Origin of the sequence: Pseudomonas sp. RA_35y_Pfl2_P32 (assembly GCF_963970735.1) — a bacterium.
Taxonomy (GTDB): domain Bacteria; phylum Pseudomonadota; class Gammaproteobacteria; order Pseudomonadales; family Pseudomonadaceae; genus Aquipseudomonas.
The window spans coordinates 48,022-70,136 of sequence record NZ_CAXAQF010000021.1 but is presented as its reverse complement, the minus strand read 5'-3'; the positions used below and the strand labels follow the sequence as shown (position 1 = coordinate 70,136).

Annotated in this window: 14 protein-coding genes and 2 pseudogenes; 11 read left to right on the top strand and 5 right to left on the bottom strand. The window is 52.6% G+C overall.

Translation table 11 applies throughout. The annotated features are described in order from the left end of the window. Positions 1-151: 151 nt before the first annotated feature. Together AACY45_RS20925 and AACY45_RS20920 are read right to left on the bottom strand one after the other, a co-directional pair. Complete coding sequence (locus AACY45_RS20925) at positions 152-1,819, bottom strand: hypothetical protein (protein WP_339547221.1); 1,668 nt, start codon at positions 1,817-1,819, stop codon at positions 152-154. A 424-nt stretch (positions 1,820-2,243) separates the two neighbouring features. Further along, entirely contained in the window at positions 2,244-3,080 is an 837-nt protein-coding gene (locus tag AACY45_RS20920) for a hypothetical protein (RefSeq protein ID WP_339547220.1), read from the bottom strand. 476 nt (positions 3,081-3,556) lie between these two features. Here AACY45_RS20920 and AACY45_RS20915 point away from each other — a divergent pair. Further along, positions 3,557-3,688: pseudogene (locus AACY45_RS20915) on the top strand (transposase domain-containing protein); the annotation flags it as partial. Positions 3,689-3,752: 64 nt separating this feature from the next. On the opposite strand, the gene AACY45_RS20910 reads toward AACY45_RS20915, so the two are convergent. Then, positions 3,753-4,064, bottom strand: a complete 312-nt coding sequence (locus AACY45_RS20910; protein ID WP_253418127.1) for a hypothetical protein — start codon at positions 4,062-4,064, stop codon at positions 3,753-3,755. Positions 4,065-4,749: 685 nt separating this feature from the next. Between AACY45_RS20910 and AACY45_RS20905 the strand changes: the two genes are divergently transcribed. The 6 genes and pseudogenes from AACY45_RS20905 to AACY45_RS20880 form a co-directional block, all read left to right on the top strand. After that, positions 4,750-6,000 carry a tyrosine-type recombinase/integrase gene (locus AACY45_RS20905; RefSeq protein ID WP_339547219.1) on the top strand — a complete coding sequence of 417 codons (1,251 nt, stop codon included), beginning with the start codon at positions 4,750-4,752 and terminating at the stop codon, positions 5,998-6,000. 4 nt (positions 6,001-6,004) lie between these two features. After that, positions 6,005-7,531 carry a site-specific integrase gene (locus AACY45_RS20900; protein ID WP_339547218.1) on the top strand — a complete coding sequence of 509 codons (1,527 nt, stop codon included), beginning with the start codon at positions 6,005-6,007 and terminating at the stop codon, positions 7,529-7,531. Next, positions 7,524-9,533 (top strand): integrase, encoded by a 2,010-nt coding sequence (locus tag AACY45_RS20895; protein ID WP_339547217.1) that lies wholly within the window; start codon positions 7,524-7,526, stop codon positions 9,531-9,533. The genes AACY45_RS20900 and AACY45_RS20895 overlap by 8 nt, the downstream gene beginning before the upstream one ends. Positions 9,534-9,556: 23 nt before the next feature. Next, a complete protein-coding gene (locus AACY45_RS20890; protein WP_339547216.1) occupies positions 9,557-9,964 on the top strand; it encodes a hypothetical protein in 408 nt (135 codons plus the stop codon). 350 nt (positions 9,965-10,314) lie between these two features. Beyond that, positions 10,315-10,692: a type II RES/Xre toxin-antitoxin system antitoxin gene (parS, locus tag AACY45_RS20885; protein WP_339547215.1), complete on the top strand. Its 378-nt coding sequence runs from the start codon at positions 10,315-10,317 to the stop codon at positions 10,690-10,692. A 363-nt stretch (positions 10,693-11,055) separates the two neighbouring features. Beyond that, positions 11,056-11,338 (top strand): annotated as a pseudogene (locus tag AACY45_RS20880) (IS110 family transposase); the annotation flags it as partial. Between the two features lie 252 nt (positions 11,339-11,590). Here the strand turns inward: AACY45_RS20880 and AACY45_RS20875 are convergent. Together AACY45_RS20875 and AACY45_RS20870 are read right to left on the bottom strand one after the other, a co-directional pair. Then, positions 11,591-15,214 carry a response regulator gene (locus AACY45_RS20875; protein WP_339547214.1) on the bottom strand — a complete coding sequence of 1,208 codons (3,624 nt, stop codon included), beginning with the start codon at positions 15,212-15,214 and terminating at the stop codon, positions 11,591-11,593. Between the two features lie 103 nt (positions 15,215-15,317). Next, entirely contained in the window at positions 15,318-16,544 is a 1,227-nt protein-coding gene (locus tag AACY45_RS20870; RefSeq protein ID WP_339547213.1) for an EAL domain-containing response regulator, read from the bottom strand. 205 nt (positions 16,545-16,749) lie between these two features. On the opposite strand from AACY45_RS20870, the gene AACY45_RS20865 reads away from it, so the two are divergent. From AACY45_RS20865 to AACY45_RS20850, 4 genes are all read left to right on the top strand, one after another. Then, complete coding sequence (locus tag AACY45_RS20865) at positions 16,750-17,376, top strand: response regulator transcription factor (protein WP_339547212.1); 627 nt, start codon at positions 16,750-16,752, stop codon at positions 17,374-17,376. A gap of 171 nt (positions 17,377-17,547) precedes the next feature. After that, a complete protein-coding gene (locus AACY45_RS20860) occupies positions 17,548-18,099 on the top strand; it encodes a fimbrial protein (protein WP_339547211.1) in 552 nt (183 codons plus the stop codon). 562 nt (positions 18,100-18,661) lie between these two features. Beyond that, entirely contained in the window at positions 18,662-21,202 is a 2,541-nt protein-coding gene (locus tag AACY45_RS20855) for an outer membrane usher protein (RefSeq protein ID WP_339547210.1), read from the top strand. Positions 21,203-21,366: 164 nt separating this feature from the next. Beyond that, positions 21,367-22,062, top strand: coding sequence for a fimbria/pilus periplasmic chaperone (locus tag AACY45_RS20850; RefSeq protein WP_339547209.1), 696 nt, complete (start codon positions 21,367-21,369; stop codon positions 22,060-22,062). The last annotated feature ends 53 nt before the right edge of the window (positions 22,063-22,115 follow it).

The window sequence follows — 22,115 nt, the reverse complement described above, 5'->3', positions numbered from 1 at the left end:
ATAATAAAGATCTGGGCCGGCGGTTATGAACACCTGCTCTTAACACGCGTACCCCATGGGTAACCGTGTTACTGAAAGGCGCCTCCTTCGGAGGCTAGCATTTGCTACTTCGTATCGGCCGGAAGTCGGACGGCAAAGTGCTGAGTCTTCCTTAGAGTTCGGGATTCACAGAAACGCACATTGCGGCCTCGGCCAGTGTAGGCAATGCAAGAGGTGGTAGCGGCGTGGCAGGGGTTGCCAAGCGGCGCTTAGCTGCTCGATCCTCCCTGCGCTGTTGTCGTCTCTTCTCGGCCTCGAATTCCTGCATAGGATGTCTAACGAAATGTTGTTCGTATGTCTTCAGCAGACCGGCCTCTTTACTAGCCTTTGCTTCGGCGAGAACGTATTCAGCGTCGCGGATCTGAATCACCAGCTTGCTGCTTTCTTCCTGTCTAGCGCTCACGAGGGCTATTGCTTCCTCTGAAAACCTGCCACTAGTCCACAGCTCATAGCGCTGGGTCAGAGTTGCCCAGTCCGAATGAATTTTCGCAGCTCCCCTTAGGACAGGGATTCGCTTATCCAGCCATTTGATCACCTCTTTGTCGTCAAGGGTGCTCGCCGGATGGATACCCTTGCACTCAATGAAGATGACCTCATGATTTTTGCGTACCGCAAGAACGTCGATTTCGGCCTGTTTCCCCATAACGTCCTTCACGATGCGATTCATCTCTTGATCGTATCCGGCGAACGTAGACCTAGCGATCTGTGCCACTGCAAATTCGAAAAGGCTCCCACGTAAGGAATAGGACGCACCCTCTATGCGGGATAGGTCGTTGAAGACTTTATCTAGTGCAGCTGGGCTTTCTATGAGCTTGGCTGTGTCGTTTAGAACGTTGCATAAGTTTTTCAACGCAAGAGCTACGTCGTGGCCAAATAGGCTTTCAGTGGTTGCCGGGATGACGCCTTCACTTTTTAGCTGCGCAAATGCCTCGGTTTGATAGGCCTCAGCCACGAACACCTGAAGGCATTTGCCGATTTTCGGTAAGCTGCGGAGGGTGACGCATTTGTGCAGGAACGCGCCGATATCGTCCGGTGAGATCCATCCGTTTAGCGCTATATCGCAAACGAAAAAGCCAGGTTTCAAGGCTGTGCTGGTGTAAGTCCGCATTGGATGCAGGTAGGAGGGACCTGCTAGGTCCCAGTTGAAAGTGCCTACCTTAGGCAACGATTCGCGATCCTCATCCTCCCTAGTCTCAACTGACTCATAGCTCACCATCCCAAGGTTTCTCGCCCAGTCTTTGACAGCCAGGAGCGTGACCTTCTCTGCGATTAGGCGGCCTTTCATTTTCCCCCACATGGATGGAATGTCCGACAGCTGCTCCCTATCGCATCGCATAATGGAAATCTGTCCAACTGGAAGATCAACTTCCTTCACCAGCCCAGCTTTAATCAGTCGTTCGAGCAGGCTTTCGGCTGAGATGTGTCTTTTCTGCGCGATGGGAGCGCCGCACGAGATGAGGAAATGCGCCCGAGGCATCACGTTGTCGCGCAGCTCTAGCGCCCTCAAAGCTAGGTAATACGCACTCCGCGTTTTCTTCAGAGCTTCCATCAGGTTGTGGAAAAAGTAAGGGGAGCCGTAACTTTGTTCTAGATACACAAAGCGAGCCCGGTGAGGAAAAACGATTTGGCTCAGTTTGTTAATCCCATCACCACCGCGTTCAACGCGTTTTCTGGCGGCTGTTGGATTCAAGCCATACCGCTGCTCCAGCAGTTTCGATAGGTCACTGCTCAGCATCGGTCCTTCATGTTTGAGGATATCCACGATAGGGTTGTCGGTCATGATGGGCACCTTAAATGTCACACAGCGCTATTTATACTACTTGTAAACAAGTGAGGGTCGAGTTTTCGCGATTCCGTACGGAGGCCCCGTGAAATAAGGCGCACAGGGCGGCCAAAATGAATTTTCCGTTAAAATGTCACAATAGGTGATTACTGTGAGGTTTCAGCAGCTGAGTATTTGCTTCTCGCAGGCTCCATCACGTGCTGGTCTTTGCATTTCAGGGAAAGAGCCTAAGCGGAAGTGACCCGCAGACCGCTATCGAGCCGAAGCAGACCTTGATGAAGGTCCGCTATTGGAGGATGAAGGCTGCCAGGAAAGCGTGAAATAGATCTCAAGTCATGCTCGCAAAAGCAGTGACGGCTTATGCTTCAAGCAGAGGCAAGGGCTCTCTGGTTAATTGTCGAGAAATCACCATTTGTTAAAATCAGGAGCATTCAACAAGCGGCAATATATCTTGGTCGAAAATAGTAAGGGCTGTACGTCCGCAGGGTTTGTAGCCCACGACTCCTTCCAGGGGTTCGATGGTTCCGCCTACGGCTACAATGACGTACCTGAGGGTTGTCTCGCCGTGTGAAACCTGTCTAGCCGGTAGTGCATTCATTACAGACAACATCTGAGGGTTGGTTCGTTTAAGAAAGTTATTAAAGTTCCCAAACTGTAACGGTATAGAACGCAACATTTGATGATTCATCAGATCTTCAGGTTTCCAACTGGCCGAAGTGAAAGTTTCGGAAACAATGAAATTCGGAAGAAAATTGAGGACTGGTCGCTCATACGCCTGGAGCGCAGCGGTAACATCCACCACGTAGAACGGTGGAGCCACAACGATCGCATGAGCCGCAGTGAAAGAACGTACATCAAAGGTCCAGAAATGTTGAGGGGGGCGGTCAGCGCTGGCCGGGAAGTCAATGGTCAACGTTGTCGTCGCAACATAGTTCCAGATACCGAGACGATCAAGCATCCGTCCGAGCATTCCAGAAACATCAACACATGCGCCTAGACGCCCATCCTTTTTTACCGCTGAAAATAGTACTTGGACGGCAATTTCAATTTTCCGCTTAGCCTCTGTCAAATAATTTGTATCGTAGGCGCGAGCTTCGACATAACGTGCGTAATTTTCTAGATATCTTGGATCTCGTTCCTCATTTTTTAGAAAATTGGGCTCGTCGTAAAATCCAGGCTTCCCGAAATCAATTTCATCTTTATGAAAGAGCTTCTCTAGCTGTTGCTCAAGCGCATTGTTGGATAGCTTCCATGACATGGTTTAAGTCCTTCTAATATTATTTATCATGTTTATCACGGTCCAGAGCGACACCAGTAATTTTGCTAGTGATTCTTGGATCGATTATTGTCACGTCTAACTCAAAGAGATAGTCAAATAGAGTGCAGTCTCGTAGCGGATCAACGCCTACAGTACCCACTGCTACGAGGCAGTAGGCCACGGTGGTGAGATTGCTCTCCGCATTGCGATGTTAATATCGCATACATTCTCTTCATGTCCCTATTACCGCGATGGCTACTCCAATGCGGTTTTCTACCGTATCACGCTACGACGTCGATTTGACCTGCTCCAACCTGCTCAGGCACGTGGACGGCCAGAGGTTGAAAGCTCTGTGATTCCGTCTCTGATGAACTCCAAGTTTTCATCCAACATGGCAAGCGCGCAGCGCACGTTGTCGGCGATGTCGGCGCGATCCGCGCTGCTCTACCCAATTGAAACGCTCATCCACTGCGGCGACTTTGATCCAGTCGGCGCGAATCAATGGGCATGATCCATACGAGTATTTGAAGGGCATCCTCACACGTCTGCCGACGCAGCGTGCGAGTGAGATTACCGAGCTACTGCCGCATAAGTGGGCGCCCGTCTAACCATGCAAGGGGTTCTGGGCAAACGCTACTTCGTATCCGACCGCTTGCGATTTGCGGAGACTATCTATCGGCTCCCAGCGTCACCAAAATAATCATCCTTCGCGACCAGACCGAGATTATCGGTGAGATCCTGGCCATCCTCGCTGAGCAGATGTTGAGTTCGCCGCTCCTGCTTGAGGTAAGCCAGCGTTCGGAAGAAGCACTCCTCACACAGGTGCAGTTCATAGCGCTCCCCATCATGGGCAGTGCCATACCCCCAGTGTGCTTGTAGGGTGCCGAACTGATGCCCGCCAGTATCCAAGCGGGTGGAGCAACGGCACACATCGCACACGACGTCCGTGACGGTCTCGACTTCGACTCTTCCGGTTATTTTCATCGCTGACTCCTACAAACGGCTCTGACTTTTGCTTTCAGCATACAGGCTCCAAGACGGTGCGTAGGCTGGCTATTGTTACATCCACCGTTTGAATCCACAGTCGTTCTCTGCCGGTCAAGGTCATGAAATGTGGTGGTCAATTCCATGCAAATGGCTGGTCAGGTCGAATTGGATGGGCGAGTCTGCGCAATACCCCAACCACGCAAGGTGAGTTGGCGGAACGCTTATGGCTAATTTGCTAACGGGGCCGTTTCTGACTCCTAGCGGACAGTTATGTTAGGTCAACTTTGGTAGAGGCGGAAAGGGTGATGAGCACCAGTCGTCAGCGGGAAAAAACGTAAAGCGTGATCTTTACAGCGACTTGTCAGATAAGCGTGAGTGGCATCGTTCGACCGTGGATGTCGCGTCGTTCTTTACGTTTTACAAAATTCTGCGCTTACCAATTTAGCTGTGTCCCTCGTAGTATAAGGGCTATAGAGCGATTGTATTTTTTCTTAAGCGGTTCTTATGTGAACTACCCTTCTAGTGAATACCTGTGACTAAAACGTAAAGTTTTAGCTGAAAAGCCCCTTAATCGGGGCTTTTTTTATGAGTTTACGTTGTAAAGTTTGTAACTCCGATTTGGCTGTTTTCGGAATTATCCACTACCTTGGAAAACGTAAAGTTTTCACGGAGTGCGATCCTGATGAGCGTGTTGGCGATCAAACACATTCAGTTCCGCCACGGCGAGCGGCACAAATTGTTGGTAGATGTACAGACCGGCATTCCCCTGTACTACCCCTCTCTATTTATTACTACCCAGGTCCGTGCCGGCGGTTTTTCCGTTTCGACTGTGCACGCGTCGCTGACCGCACTCAAAGTCCTGTATGCCTGGCAGGCGGATCGAGGCCTCAACCTCGAAGCGTTGTTTTTGACAGGCAAACTGCTCCGACTTGAAGACATTACTTCCCTGGTCGGCTTCAGTGCGCGCCTGTTAAGTGAGGAGCGCCCACGTACGACCTTCAAGGTCGTCCGACTCGGGTTCAAAGCAGGACGAGCCGTTACACGCAGCGTGTCTAATGTCACCACTCAGACTCAATTTTCGCGGCTCAGTACGATTGGCAGGTACTTGGGCTTCCTGGCGGAGACCTTGCGTGTTGGGCGGACCAACTGTCTTGCTGACGGTGCGGTGAGTGAGATGGTCGGGCGGATCAACGCCTACAGACCGAAAACTACCCACTCAACGGCGGTGGACCGGGATGAGAAGGGCTTGGACCTTGAGGTCGTAGATGATGTGCTGGAATTTCTGCGACCTGGCCATCCGCAGAACCCCTTTGCGGATCAAGCCGTACAACAACGCAATCATCTGATCGTGGCATTACTTCGTTATCTGGGCATCAGGCGCGGTGAACTGTTGAACTTGAGGGTGGAGGACGTGGACTTTAGCAAGTCCACGCTCAGCATTGTCCGACGCCCAGACAGCTCACACGACAGTCGTCGGCACCAACCGCTGGTCAAGACAAAACCACGGCACATTCCGATCAATGACGCGCTGCAGAAGGCATTGAGTGACTATATTTTGCGCTTCAGAGCCTGCTTTCGTCAGGCGAGAAAGCACCCCTATTTGCTGGTGACACACAAAGCCGGTCCGAGTCAGGGCAGTCCGATGTCGAATAGCAGTTTTGGCAAGCTGATGGCCACCGTTCAAGGCATGACCCACGAATTTTCAGCCGTTCATGCCCATGCGTTCAGGCATACGTGGAACTATGATTTCTCGCGTATCACCGACGCGGCAGGCAATGTGTCGCCTGAGCAGGAGCACAAGATGCGGGCTTACCTGATGGGCTGGTCCGAAACCTCCGGTACCGCAGTTACGTACGATAAACGTCATATCAAAGAAAAGGCTGCTAAGGCCGCATTGGGGTTCCAAGAGGCGCTGAAAGTTCGGAAGGAGTAGACCTGTGATCGATATTCATCCGGAAGCAGAACAGCACGAAGTACTTCGCTCTCGCGATGGGTGGGATTTCGATCGATACTCACTTATTTGGCGCTTAAATAAAGATATTGCCATTAACTTGCAGTGGGTCGAATCCCTGTCTGGAGATGTAAAAACATCATTTCTGGCTACGCTAAAATATTATGCAGTAATGTTTTCGGCGTCACATGCCAATAACGTTTGTCAGAGAGCAAAATGGTTTTTTAGATTTACGGGAGGAAAACTAGATACACGATCGCTCCTTGCCTATCGATCAAGTTTAGATTCATCGAAAGAGCATTATCTTGGGGGGTTGAGAGGTTTTTTTGTTACCTGGTACAGGCAAGGTCATCCTGGGATAAATGAGGAGTTCATTAAGACGTTACAGGCTTGGGTGTTGAAAGGGAATGAAACCGGACGTGCAGTCCTGCAGATGGACAGTCTGAACGGTGCGTTGACTGACATTGAAATACAAGGTGTACTTGATATCGCGATAACTTGTTATTCAACGCGTCGTTTGAGGTTGGAAGCGTTTGCCTTGATCCTCACTTTACTTTACACGGGGCGGCGGTCGATCCAAATTGTTGCCCTGAAGATCAAAGACGTGCGGACAACCACAAGAAACGGCATTGCAGGCTATGAAATCAACTTTCCTCGCGCGAAGCAGCGGCATGCTCTGTGGCGTTCCACATTTACCTCTTACGCCATCGACGAAGATCTATGGTTAATATTGCAATTGCAGGTGGCTGATACCGTAAGAAAGTTGCAGTCCCTTGTCGAGTTTCCTCTTTCGGCTGCTCTTATCCAGGAGCTACCGCTTTTTTCTGATTTTGCAGATGTCTCGTACCGGACAACCGAGCAAGACTTGTTGAGTCTCTTGCAGTTCGACTATGTCCACGCACCCGTTACGATATGTAATACCGCTTTAACCCGATTTTCGGAAACACACCGCGTGTTTTCCGAGAGAACGGGTGAACCCCTGAACCTGACGTCGCGCCGTTTTAGGTCAACGCTCGGGACTAACCTGGCACGCCAAGGCTACGGTATCGCCGTCGTGGCGGAAGTACTGGATCACTCTGATTTGCAGAATGCGGGTTATTACATAAAAAGTCTGTCGGACATTGTCGAGCGCATCGATAAAGCGGTCGCGCAACAGCTGGCGCCTCTGGCTCAGGCCTTTCAGGGGGTTCTGGTGACATCGGAGCGGGAGGCTATCCGAGGAGATGACCCCAGCAGCCGTATTTCCAATGGGCGCGTGAATGTGGGCACCTGTGGAAGTTATGGCTTTTGTGGGGCGTTAGCCCCGATCGCTTGTTACACCTGTTCGCACTTCCAACCGTGGGTAGATGGTCCACACGAAGAAGTGCTGAATGAACTCCTTGCCAGTAGTGACCGTATATGGGGAGTAACGCAGGACATCAAAATATCCTCGGCCAATGATCGCCTGATTCTAGCAGTCACTGAAGTGGTGCGGCGCTGTGCGGATTCGAAGAGGGAAAATCGTAATGGCTAAGATATTCAAGTTTACCCCTAGCGAAAGTATCGGGGCCAAAGCCAATGTGCAAGCGTTTACCATTCGCTGCCGTCAAGACCTAGACGTATTAGCGCCGGAGATTGATTGGGACAGTCATTGTTGGAAGGGCGAGGTTGGCTTTATAAAGGCTGGCATCAATGCACGCAAGACAGATGCAGCAAGCTTGCTGAGTCAGGACATCATTCCTTTTGCTAAGGCATATGTCACCTATCAAAAAGCGCATCATCCACGTGCTAGAGCTACTTCCTTTAGTATTATAGCCATTCGTTGTATAGAACCGGCGTTGTTGAAAGTTAAGAAAGTTGCCGATATTTCCCTAGTCGATCCGGTAGTACTGGATCAAGCCGTGGTGGAGGCGCGTGAACATTATCCATTTTGTGGTAATCAGGCCAGTTCAGAATTGAATCGACTCGTCAGTTTTCTGCTTGAGCATAAGATGGTGGACAGGAAATTTCAGTGGAAGTGCTCTATTTCAGGCCCTAAAGGAATAGGAAGAACAGATAGGGAAGGAAAAAAAGCAAGCCAAGATAAAATGCCACCTGAGCATGTATTGCATTATATGGCGGAACTATTCGCAAACAATCCGCAAAATTCAGCCGATAAATACGTAGTGTCACTGTTTGCGCTATTGATGTGTGCGCCTTCACGCATTTCAGAAGTCCATGATCTTCCGGAGGACTGCTTATACTATGAAGCTGATTCGGAGGGCGAGGAAAGGCTAGGTTTACGCTTTTATTCAGGTAAAGGTTTTGGTCCAAATTTGAAATGGGTCCCAACAGTATTCAAAGATGTCGCAGTAAAAGCTGTTGGTCGGCTTATAGAACTAACGGATGAAGGTCGACGGATAGCGAAGTGGTATGAGGAATATCCTAGTGAGTTCTACCGGCACCCGAAATGTCCGAAGGTAGACAGCCACACGGTGCTAACACTGACACAGGTCTGTGATGCTGTTGGTATTGAGTATGGAGGGCATGCTTATACGGCTCGAAGTATTCTTAAAAATTTAGCTAATCCAATAGCGAATTTTCTGCACAAAAGCAGTATTTCTATAGATACTGTTACGTTGTCAGACCTAAATGAGTATGCACGTTCGAGGCTGCCAAAAGACTTTCCATGGAAAAATAGATCGCAGAAATTAAAGTGGTCCGACAGTCTATTTTGCATGCGACTTAATGAACTCCACCTTCAGAGAGGCGTATCGCCAATCATTATCTGGGGGCCGGGAAGCAGCAGTATCAGCAGCGCTTTGTCCATCACCAGCGGCACTAGGGATATGCAAACAGTATGGGATCGGAATGGGTACAAAAATCCAGATGGCAGTCGCGTCAGTTTGACGACCCATCAAGTGCGTCATTTTCTTAACACTACGGCACAGCGCGGTGACCTTGGACAATTTGATATCGCTCGTTGGTCAGGCCGCGCCAATATTGCTCAGAACAGCACCTACAACCACATGTCCGATGAGGAATATCTGGAGAAAATTGACAGCATTCCGGCGCTCACAGCCTTGGCCGGGCCGTTGGAGAAAATCACCGCCAATATGCCGGTAACACTGGCCGACTTGGATGCCATCGGCGATGTCATGGCCCACGTCACCGAATTCGGTTTCTGCGTACATGATTACTCGATGTTGCCGTGTCAGAAACACAGAGATTGTTTGAACTGTGCCGAGCAGGTATGTGTGAACGGTGATGCGGAGAAGCTCGAACGTCTGAAGCTGCAGCGAGATGCTATTGCCTTACAGCTTGCCCAGGCAGAGCAGGCCCTGGGGGAGGGCTATTACGGAGCTGATCGATGGACTGTTCATCAGCAAAAAACCTTAGACCGAGCAAACCAGCTCATTTCGCTGCTTGAGTCTGATGAAGTCCAGGTGGGGGCACTCGTGCGGTTGAGTAATGATCAGGAGTTTAGTCCGCTGAAGCGGGAGTTATCAGCGACGAGTTCACAGCCCAAGCTTTCGGAAAATGGGACGCTCGACTAGACCTTTTCATTTGGGGGGAAACAATGGCAAGGCACCTGACGGCTGTTGATATTGAAAGGATTCTTCAAAAACTGGATGGCTGGGAGGGCCGGCTCACGTGGGAAGCGTTTTGTGACTCGTTGCTCTCGCTTATTGGAACACGTCCAACGCGTCAAACCCTGAGCGCTTACATAAAGATTCAGGAGGCGTTCCAACATAAGAAGGGTAGAGGCGACGTCGGGAAGGTAAAAGTCAAAGTTCCAGCTTCGATCACTGTGGCGGCTCATCGCATAAAGCGTTTGGAGGAAGAAAATGCTCGGCTAAAAAATGAAAACGAGGGCCTGTTGGAGCAGTTCGTCATCTGGCAATACAACGCCTACTGCCATGGTCTTACGGAGCAGCAATTGACAGCCCCACTTCCAAAGGCTAGGAGAGGGGCTTCAGAGGAATGAATAGTTGAAGTGGCCAAATGAATTTGGACACTTCAATCTGGCGCTTTGATGGCGCCAAAGTCCGAGGCGTTTGGCCGAACTTAGCCTGTCAAACTAGTAATGCAGTTTTGCATCAGGAGGATATTGAGTGGTAGCGTAAGAACGCTAATACTCCGATGGCAAAGTAAACGGAATCGGTTGAGTTGAAGAACAAGGAAGATCAAAGCCTGGGCGACAAGATGAAGGTAGGCGAACCGCTGATGGGGCGCGCGCTACAGACGTTGCGACGGTACTCCGAAGCGTAAGAGACGTAAGATGAGTCGCGTGCGGCTGTAGTCGCCGCATTTTGGGATTTCAGCTCTAGTCGTTACTTGCTCAAAGACGCGGAAAGGTTACGCCAGTTCAAGGAAGGTTTTTCTGCTCACCTTTTTCGAGTTGTTCGCGTGACCTTTGACCTTCCAGACCGTAGCGTAGAAACGCTGTTCAATGCTTCAATTTCCACGCTCGAGCGGCGTAGGCGTGAGCAAAAAAACCTCGATCCTATTGCGTCCGAACGACTAGATCGAATTGCCTCTATCTGTCATCTAGGCAAAGAGGTCTTTGCAAGCAAAGAGGCGACTGCTATCTGGATGTCGAAGCCTAACAAAGCACTCGGAGGAAGTGTGCCTATTTTACTCTGTGATACCGAGATCGGAGCTCGGCAGGTTCGCCGCGTGCTTCACGCTCTGGAATGGGGCAACGCGACCTGAAGCTGTGAAGGCGGTACAAAATGATTGGCTTTTATCGGAATCCTGAAGTAACTGTTCTTCGAAACCCCCGATTCAGCTGACGCAATCTCGTTCGATCTGCATCGAGTTTTAGGCGGGTAGTATGTGTGGTGTTTCACCGTGAAACGCTCAAAAATTGGTTTCTTCCCCCGTGGTCGATTTCCTGATTCTTCCGTTTTTGGCAGGTGTGTCCGCCTATTTTGCGAGTGACTGCGGGTTCCGGCGGGACCGATGAGGCCCGGGTCAAGCACAGTAACCAATGGGATGGACGCCCCCGTCCATAATCGTATCGCCGTGCCAGAGTGAGTGGTGTCACCATCCACTTGCACGAAGGGGTAATCAGCCATGGAAATCAGAACTGTTGGTATCGACCTAGCCAAAAACGTGTTCCAGATCCATGGCATGAAAGAGCGAGGCAAGCCCCTATTGCGCAAGCAACTGAAGCGCGATCAGGTGGCAGTATTTTTTTGCCAACTTACCGCCCTGCCTGATCGGCATGGAAGCTTGTAGTAGTGCTCATTACTGGGCCCGTAAGCTTGAAACGCTTGGCCATACCGTGCGACTCATGGCCCCGCAATTCGTCAAACCCTATGTCAAAAGCAACAAGAATGATGCAGCAGATGCCGAGTGTTGGGGGGGGCAGTTTTCAATCAGCGCCTACACAGTCAGTACGTGGGCAGTCTGGAAGTACCGACTTTTTCAACAGAATCGACCTGAAGAGGCCGTTCAGGTTACTCACCCTAGACCCTATGAGACCGAGCAACTTCAATTCGTGGTCAACCACATCGAGTTGTGAGCTTGATCCGCACTGCCTGGGGAAGGCGACACAGAAACTCGCTATGGTCTCCATTGGTGAGAGTGAATCTAACTAAAAGACGTGTTATCTCCTGAGACTGAGCAAGGCTTGTTCTAGTGTCCCGATGCCCGCCTCGACTTGAGCGACTGACTCCTTGATCCGGTCCAAGGACACGTGCGGGTCAAGGCACGCCGCTTCTAGGCTGCGACAGCATTGAACCAGATGCTCGGCCTTGACCACTCGCGCCGCGCCTTTAATGCGATGTGCTAATTCCGCAAGCTTGTCGATCTCGCCCTCCAGCAGTAACGCAGACATCAGCTGAGAGTCTTCGCGATTGCTCCTGATCAGTTCATCAAGGATCTGTCGAATCTTCATCGGTTCGCTGCTGATGAGGTGTTCCAGCGGACCAAGATCAACCAATTGCACCGAGTCGGGAACCATGACCAATTGTTCCGTTGAGGGTTGTTCGGTTTCGCCGACCTGGTGATGTCCCAACAGGTGCGCGTCCAGTTCATCCAAGCTGATCGGCTTAATCAAACAATCGTTCATCCCTGCAAGAATGCACATCTCCAGTTCTTCAGGTTGGGCATCGGCAGTCAAACCGATGATCACGGTCGGTTCGAGCGCGTTTTCCCGTTCTTCTCGTCGAATGGCGCGCGTCAGTTCGGCGCCATTAATGACGGGCATGTGGCAATCGGTGATGATTACGTCGAACGCATTGATGTTCCAGGACTCATAGGCCTGTTGGCCATTTTCGGCCTCGGTGACATCGTGGCCCAAGTACTTCAATTGTTGAGACAGTACCTGGCGATTGACTTGATGATCGTCCACGACCAACACCTGCAAGCGATAACGCTGTCTGGGTTGTGGTGGGGCCAGCAGTGGGGCGACGCTGATACGTTCCAGTACCTGAACGCGTAACTCAATGTTGACCTGCGTGCCCCGACCCAGCGCGCTGCTCATGCTCAACTGGCCGCCCATCATATCGCAGAGTGAGCGACATATCACCAGGCCCAGACCGGCCCCTTCGGTGTGTTGCACATTGCGCTGTACCTGGGCGAAGGGGCGAAACAGCCGTTGCTGGTCAACTGAACTGATTCCGACGCCGGTGTCTTCAACACTGAGGCTGACATGGAGTTGGTTGTTGTCGATCAGAGCACCGACGATGCTGAGTTTGACCGTGCCTTCCTCAGTGAACTTGATCGCGTTGCTGATCAGGTTGGAGAGGATCTGTTTGAAGCGCAGGGCATCGACCAGCACATCACAGTTGATGTCGGAGTCGATTTCCAGCATCAGACGCAAGCGCTTCTGTCGAGCCAATCCTTCGAAGACACGGGCCACCGACTCGACTAGCTCGCGCAGGTTGGCGCGATTGGGCGTGAGGCTCAAGCGCCCGGACTCGATACGGGCAATGTCGAGAATATCGCCAATCAGCTCCAGCAGGCTTTTCGCCGAGGTATGGGCAATTTCAATGCTGGCACGATCAATGGGCTCGTGCGTGGCGCGCTTGAGCGCCAACTCCAGAATGCCGATCACAGCGTTCATGGGCGTGCGGATTTCATGACTCATGGTCGCCAGGAAACTGGTCTTGGCTCGGCTGGCGCTGTCCGCCTGACTCTTGGCTTCTTGCAGTTGATGCACCAGTTGGCGGTGTTCGCTGATGTCCAGCCAGCCGCAGATAACGCCCTTGATGATGCCTTGGCAGTCGTGGAACGGTTGCACCCAATGACTGATGGACACGGCTTTGCCTTGCAGCTCAATGATCTGCACCGACTCATGGATCTGACCGTCGCTCAAGGCGTTGTGGTAATCGTGATCAAACTCGGGCGGGCTCTTGAAGTGCTCTGCGGGCAAGTCCTTCACGGCCTTGTTCAGTACCTGCTCTTTGCTCAAGCCAACGCTTGCGAGGAAGCGACGATTGCACGACAGGATAAGCCCGTTGGCATCGCACACGTACAGCGGGGGCGGCATGCAGTCAGTCAAGGTTTCGACAAATTGCAGTTGATCGTTGAGCATGTGCTCGGCCTTGAGCCGGGCATTGATCTGTCGGCGCAGATAGAGCACCCAGGCCAGCGCCAGCAACAATAGCAACCCTGCAATGATGACAATCTGGCGGATCATGCGCTCGTAGTCGACCCAGGTTTGTCCGCTCATGCCTGGGGGGGAGCGCCAGCGGTTGGCAATCGCGCTGAGCTCATCCGGGCCCAGGGTCTGCAATACCTTATCGATGATGGACTGCAGCTCTGCATCACTGCGGCGCAATGCAAAATTGACCGTGCTGGAGCCCAGATCCAGTACATGGTTAATGACCAATTTGTCGCGAAACAGACGCTCGGTGTAATACCGCGCCGCAGGCAGTGCAATCACTGCGGCATCGGCCTTGTGTTCATAGAGCAGGTTCATCGAGTCCAGTGTGCCGCCCGCTTCGATCACGATGGCTTCGGGGTAACGCTTGCGCAGTTGCGGTATCGCCACGTGGCCACTGGGAATGGCCACGCGCTTGCCGACCAGACTGTCCAGGTTGCCTGGCTGATCAGCGTTGCTGAGTAACACGAAGGGCCCGTCGATGACCGGCCTGGAAAAGCGCAAGGACTCTTCACGTTCAGGGCTGGGTGTCATTAGGGCCAGCTCGGCTTCGTCCTTGAGCAAGGTGTTGATGATTTGCGGGTAACCGCCGCCGCGCGAGATCACCTGAAAATGCAGCCCGGTGCTCAGGGTGATGACCTCAAGAAGATCGGCCACGCCACCGGAAAAAACCCCGTTGGCATCGAAAAATGCACCGGGGGCCATGTCGTCATTGATCACCAGTCGAGCCACCGGATGGCGCTCGATCCAGAGCAACTGTTGCGAGGTGAGGTCGATGGGCTCTTCGTCGGGAATGAAGCTGTTGCCGACCCAGCGCTTGGCCATGTTGATCAGTTGGTTGTCGCCGATGGACGCAATGGCGACGTTGACCAATTGCTGCAAGCGCGTGTTGTCTGCGCGCAAGGCGTAGCTATACCCGCTGATGGGCAGGTCACTGAAGCGTTCGAAGCGCATATAGCCGTAGAACGAGCGGTTAATCTGGTAATAGGCGCTGTACAAATCGTCGACGTACACATCTGCCTGACCAAAGGCGGCGGCCGCTATGGCCTGATCATGGCTGCCATAGACCTTCAGGTCGGCCCGTGGATAGCGTTGTTGCAACTCCTGCAGATGGTCGCCGGTGACTGCCACCCGCAAACCCGCCAGGTCGGTGGGCGAGTCGCGTGGTTCAGCGCTGCGCTTGAACACCGCCAACCGGTCACGGGCGTAGGGGATGCTGGAAATCAGACCCTGGCTCGCCTCATAGCTGCCATGGCGGGTGATGACATCGATGGTGCCCGCTTGCAGGGCCTGCTCAGCGGCCAGGGAGGTGGCAAATGGCACGATTTTGATCTTTAGGACCAGCATTTGAGCAACGAGGGCCGTTACATCGGCGCTGATACCTTCGTACTGATTGCTCTGGGCATTGACTGAGAACGGTGCCGACTCGTCAGGTGATACGCCAACCCTGAGTTCGGCCTTGTGGCGCAGCCACTGCCAGTCCACTTCGGAAATCCCGATGTCCTGACGCTGGATGTGTAGCTGGCTGGAAAGCGTCTGCGGTGCCAAAGGCGACGTTGCGGCCCCCGCCAGGGAATTGAATGACAGCGTGCACAAGGCCAGCCAGAAAAGGCGTAAATACATCGGGAAGAGACCGAATGAGTCAGAGAGGGCTGGAGCCAGTCGCGTGCAGAAGGAGCGTCCGTGGAGGTAGTGCGATGTAGCAGAGTCGTTGTGGCTGGCGCGATTATAGTTCAAAGCCATTGCCTTTAGTCATCGGTCCTACTCTTGCGAGCAGCTTGCTCCTACAGTAGTCGATAAAGTGGCTTTCCGGCATGGGTCGAGCAAACAGGTAGCCTTGGGCAATCGTGCAGCCCAGCTCGATCAGGCGGCTTTGTTGTTCGGCGGTTTCTACCCCCTCGATGACTAGCGAGATGTTCAGCGCCTGCGCCAGTGCCACCGAGCAACTGACGATCGCAGCACTTCTGGGTTGGTTCTGCATTTTGTGGACAAACGTTCGATCCAGTTTGATCTCGCTGAATGGCAATTCGCTGAGCCGATCCAACGAGGAGTAACCGGCGCCAAAATCATCCATGGCCAGGCCGCAACCGAGAATGCGCAGACGCACCAGATTCTCAAGGCTACTGGCCGGTGCACTGAGCAGTCCCGATTCGGTGATCTCAAAGATCACGCAGGTCGCAGGCACGTGCGCGCGCTTGAGCATCACCGGAATGCGTTCGGTCAATGCGCTGCAAGCCAACTGAGACGGGTGCAGGTTGAACGCAAGGTTGATCGTCAAGCCCTGCGCGGCCAGGCGCCGGTGCAGAGCCAGTCCTTGTTCAAACAGATGCCAGAACATTCTGTCGATCAGGTTGTGCTGCTCCATCACGGGTAAAAAGTGGGCAGGGGCCAGGACTCCCCACTGCGGGTGCACCCAGCGAGCGAGGACTTCGGCGCCGACCAGCGTTTGCCCTTGCAGGTTGATTTTGGGTTGGTAGTAGGCCTCGAACGCGCCGTTGTCCAAGCCTTGCAACACGTCGTTCAACGTTGGCATCTCAGCTGGTAACAGCGACCTTGGCGCGGCGTTGCAGTGTGACTTGTAACGCTTGACCAGTTGGTTGAACCCCTCGATGTTGAACGGTTTGCCCAAATCACCGAGAAAGGTCAGGCCAAGGCAGTGGATCATCAACACGGTGGCCTGACGCAAGACGGGGTCCAGTCCGCTGCACAGCACAACGGCACGCACTTTGCCGCTGCTGGTGGCATGGCGCAGAAAGGCCAGGCCATCCATGCCGGCCATTTTCAGGTCGCACAGAAGAATATCCACATGCGCGCAGCCCGCCAGGGCCAGGACGGCCTCATTGCCGTCGGCTGCTTGCAGAACCGTCCCGAGCATCAGCTTTTCGAGCGCGGTCACAGTGACCAGTCGCTGGAAGGGCTCATCCTCCAGCACCAAAACTGTCAAGGTCTGCATCGCTCATCTACACCTAAAGGAGGGAGGTCAGTGTGGGAGTGGAGTTTTAGTACCTAAATGGGAAATGTCCGACATGGCCTAGGAAATTTCCGAAGCTATGCTTCGTGAAGTCTTACGCTCCGCTCGGCTTGGCTAATAGTGTTAGCCTTAACCGCTTCAAGCTGTACCGTTCAGTAGCAAGTGCGTTCAAGAGGTTAAAGACACCATGCATAGCGTTCTCATTGTTGACGATCACCCGGTGATTTTACTTGCGGTCGGCGTTCTGCTGGAAAAACACGGCATGCGCGTGGTGGGTGAAGCGAGCAATGGCCTCGATGCTGTTCGATTGGTGCGTGAGCTGACCCCGCAGGTGGTGGTGCTCGACATTGGTATTCCAAAACTCGATGGCTTCAGTGTGATTACCCGCATCAAGGCCCTGAATGTTCGCACTGAGATTTTGATCCTGACGTCACAGCCGGCAGACTCGGTATGCCGACGTTGTATCCAGTTGGGTGCCCGCGGTTTTATCAATAAAGAAGAAGGTCTGGACAAGCTGATCACTGCTATTAAAGCCGTAGACGCCGGTTATACTTTTTTTCCTTCGCTGGCCTCGGATAGTGTCAGTTCGGCAGATCAGCTGACCGAACTCAAGCAAATTCAATCGTTGACGGATCGGGAGCTGACGGTGTTGCAGTACCTGGCCCATGGTTTTTCGAATAAGCAGATTAGTGAAAAGTTATTCCTTAGCCCTAAGACCATCAGCACCTATAAGACCCGATTATTGCAAAAGATCGGTGTTGCTTCGTTGGTGGATCTGGCTGAGTTCGCCAAGCGCAATTCGCTGACTGTCTGATAGGTGCCTGAAACCATGTAGGAAATTTCCTAGCCGGTCTTCGGTAACGTCCTACGTACTTCGACATTCCTAACTCGTATGCTAGCCCTGGCTCGATGATTACGCGATATCTGAGCTTCGAGAGCTTCACTGAGCTCCCGATAGGACAGAACACCAACTTAGGAATGTAAAATGAAATTCGCAAAACTGGCTATCGTTACAGCGTTGATGTTAGGTGTTGCCTGTGGCGTACAGGCTGACGATGACGACCCCGTCAAGAATGTTGATCAGGGCCACGGTAAAATCACCTTTACCGGCGCTGTTATTGACGCTCCTTGTTCTATTGATCCGAACTCTGTCGATCAAACTGTTGAGTTGGGTTCGGTATCTAACGTGTCTCTGGCAGGCAGCGGTAACTCTGAGCCGAAACCTTTTGAAATCCGCCTGGAAAAGTGCAGCCTGACGACCGCTAAAACGGTCAAGACAACGTTCGATGGTCCGGCCGGTTCAGGTGGGTTGCTAGGTATCACCGGCGATGCTAGCGGTGCTGGCATTGCAATTACTGATGGTAACGGTGCGCAGATTGTTCTGGGGACCGCGACAGCCGGCCAACTCGTTAGCGTAGGTGCTACTAACGCCACTCTGGCGTTCAGTGCTTATCTCAAAGGTAACGGTGGCGCTGCAGACACAATCATTCCTGGTGAGTTCAGCAGCGTGGCTAACTTCATGCTGTCCTACAACTAAATAGATGGGTTATGCATGTGGGAAGTATTTCCCCATGCATTTTTATCTGTTTTAGGATTAGTCGTCTGATCGCTTGCGGCCTTCTATGGTTATGCTGATAAGTGGTAGTTCGATACTTGCATTGTGTGAGCTGATTAACTGCTCGGCAGTGAGAGTGCGCGTGTTGAGTTATTTTTATTATAAATGGTGATCGTGAATCCAAGTTTGGTGTTCGAATGTTAAATAGATAGGTGTCTTCTTCAATATGATATTTGATAGTCAAATAGAAATAGAGCTTCACAGAATTTATGTGTATGCACATTTTTATGTGCTGCAGTTGGCACGCAGTGGCCAAATTGTTACAGCTTCGGGAAGCACTTCGCAGTTATAGGCTTGGTCAAGGTCAGTGGTGCTTGAACGGCCCATGGTCTGGTGCTGACGGGCAGCTCGTCGGCGGCCAGGGTGTTTTGTGTTCGTTTTGGGCTTTTTGGTCTGCGGTGGAGTGTGGCCAGGCACAACTATTTTTTTGAAAATAGTTGGCGTGTGTGCGGCGCGAACAAAAATTTAATTGGATAAGTTAAGTATGAGGGCGCCAAGCTGGACGCTGTTACCTTTTTGCTCGCGCGTACTTGGCACTTTTATAGTCTGCGCATTTAGCGGTGTCGGGTTTTATGCTGTCGCGGAAGAAATACAGTTCAATACTGATGTTCTAGATGTTAAAGATCGCGAGAATATTGATTTGAGCCAGTTTTCCCGTGGCGCGTATATTATGCCGGGCGATTACACGATGCTTGTGCGTATTAACAGGCAGGAACAGCCTGAGCAGTCTGTGGTTTTTTACCCCTCAGAGCAGGATGCCAGCGACAGTGTGGCGTGTCTAAGTCCGACGCTGGTCGATCAGTTCGGTTTGAAGCCGCAGATCACTAAAAAACTCATATGGTGGCATCAGGGACAATGCCTGCTGCTTGAAAGTCTTCCAGGGGCGACAGCACGTGCTGAACTAGCAACTTCCAGCCTGATGGTGAGCGTACCGCAGGCCTATCTGGAATACGCCATAGACAGCTGGGATCCGCCCTCGCGTTGGGACGAAGGTATCCCCGGCCTGTTCGTCGACTATTACATGAACGGCCAAAGCCAGCGCGAGGAGCATGGTGGTGGTACCTCCTACGGCCTGAGCGGCAATGGCACGGTGGGCGCCAACATGGGCGCTTGGCGCTTGCGTGCCGACTGGCAAACGCGGCTGGATCATCGGAGCAATGGCCAGGGATCGAGCAATAACTGGGACTGGAGCCGTTACTACGCATACAAGGCTATTCCAGCCCTCGGGGCGCAGGTTTCGCTGGGTGAGAACTTCCTGTATTCCGATATTTTTGACAGCTTTCGTTTTACCGGTGTCAGCCTGATCACCGATGACAGCATGTTGCCGCCTAACCTGCGCGGTTATGCCCCGGAAGTTGCAGGCGTTGCTCGTACCAACGCTAAAGTGGTGATCAGCCAGCAGGGCAGGGTTTTATATGAAACTCAAGTTGCCTCGGGGCCGTTTCGTATTCAAGACATTAATGATGCCGTTTCTGGGCAATTGGATGTGCGGATAGAGGAGCAAGATGGCAGCGTACAGTCGTTCACTGTCGAAACCGCCAGTGTTCCTTACCTGACAAGGCCAGGCGCCGTGCGTTACAAGGTCAGTAGCGGCCAACCCTCAGACTTCAGCCATAGTACCGAAGGGCAACTGTTCATCGCTGGAGAGGCTTCGTGGGGGGTGAGTAATGGGTGGTCGCTTTACGGAGGAGGTGTAGACGGCGGTGATTACAAAGCCCTGGCTTTAGGCATGGGACGTGACTTGATGACATTTGGGGCATTGTCGTTTGACATTACCCAGTCGCGGGCCCGAGTGCCTCAAACGGAGCAAAACACATTGAGCGGCGCCTCTTATCGGCTGCGCTATTCGAAGAACTTCGACAAGTACGACAGTCAAGTGACGTTTGCCGGGTATCGTTTCTCGGAGGAAGACTACATGTCCATGACCGATTATCTGGATGCCCGTAACTTTGGCACACGTAATGAAAACAGCAAAGAGCTATATAACGTCAGTTTCAGGCAGAACTTCCGCGACAGCGGGTTGAGTACCTACCTCAACTATGACCACCAGACCTATTGGAATACCAAGGCCAACGACCGATACACCTTTACCTTGTCCAAGAACTTCAGCTTCGGTCAGTTCAGGGCACTAAACCTGTCGATGACGGCGTACCGTAACAAGTACAACGGTTCCAATGATGACGGCATGTACCTCTCGCTCTCAATACCGCTGGGTGGAGGTAACAGTTCTGTCAGCTACAGCGGCAGCTACGATCGTGATGCAAACAGTCATCAGGTGGGCTACTACGATCGTCTCGAAAATGGCGACAGTTATCAGCTTAATGGCGGCAGAAACAGTAACGGTACCACCGCCAGTGGTTTCTACAGCCATGACGGCACTCTGGCCCGGATCAATGCCAATAGCAGCTATCAGGAGGGCCGTTATGCGTCGGTCGGTATGTCGCTGCAGGGCGGGGCTACCGCGTCCACGAAGGGTGCAGCGTTGCACCGCTCGAACATGATTGGCGGTACTCGAATCCTGGTCGACACCGATGGCGTCGCAGACATTCCGATCTCGGGGTATGGCGCCTCCGTTCGCACTAACCGATTTGGTAAAGCTGTGGTCACCGACGTCAACAGTTATCACCGCAACCAGGTCAGCATTGACCTTAACAAATTGCCGGAAAACGCCGAAGTGGCGCGCTCGGTGACACAAGCCACTCTGACTGAAGGGGCTATTGGCTATCGCCGGTTTGAGGTAGTGGCCGGTGAGAAAGCAATGGTGGTCATCCAACTGAGCGATGGTTCCACCGCACCTTTTGGTGCCACGGTGAAAAACTCCAAGGGCCAGAAAGTGGGCCTCGTGAGCGACGATGGCAGCGTCTACCTCAGCGGCATTCAACCCGGTGGGGAAATGAGCGTGTATTGGAATGGTGAAGCGCAGTGTGCGCTGCAGATGCCAGCGCAGATTTCCGAGGGCGACATGGCAGAACTGGTATTGCCTTGCACACGGATATCTGCCAGCGATTCGCCAATAAAAAGTTGAGTTGGCGCCGTACTGCAAGACACCTGCTGCATGTTCGGCAGGCTAGCGTGACGTTCCTTTTGGCGGACTTTCTTATTTTTTACAGTGACGCAAACGGTGGGTAACTAAAGATGAACATACAGAGTAATCCTCTCTGGAACGTGGTTGGCGGCCTGCTGTTGAGCATGCTGGGCCTGCAGGTGCAAGCTGCCGTGTCACTGGATCGGACCCGGGCGGTGCTTAACGGTGGCGACAAGTCCATCAGCCTCAGTATCAGCAATGAAAACAAAACTCTTCCTTATCTGGCGCAAGGCTGGGTGGAGGATGAGCAGGGCAATAAGATCACCAGCCCCTTGACCGCACTTCCGCCTCTGCAGCGCCTGGAGCCTGGGGCCAAAAGCCAGATCAAGGTACAGGCCATGCCGGCCGCCAATCTGTTAGTGCAGGACCGCGAGACGCTGTTCTATTTCAACCTGCGTGAAATCCCGCCCAAGAGCGATAAACCCAACACGTTGCAGTTGGCACTGCAGACACGCATCAAGCTGTTTTATCGGCCCAAAGCCCTGGGCGCAACCATGGGGATGGTGCCTTGGCAGGAACAACTGACGCTGAAGAAGCAGGGTGACAAATACCAGGTGAATAACCCCACGCCGTATTACGTGACGATAGTCGACGCTGACAGCAAACCCGGCAGCACCGGCGCGGAGGGGTTTGAACCGATCATGTTGGCGCCAAAGAGTAACGAAACGCTGAACCTGAGCGTTTCCGTGCTGGGCCCGACTCCGGTACTGACCTATGTAAATGACTATGGAGGTCGCCCGCAGCTGCAGTTCACCTGCATCGGTGAGGACTGCAAGGCGAAGCCCGTCAAGCCAAATTGATGACCGGTGCTGGGGTGTCATGAAGCAATGAAGGAGCCGAACATGCAACAGCG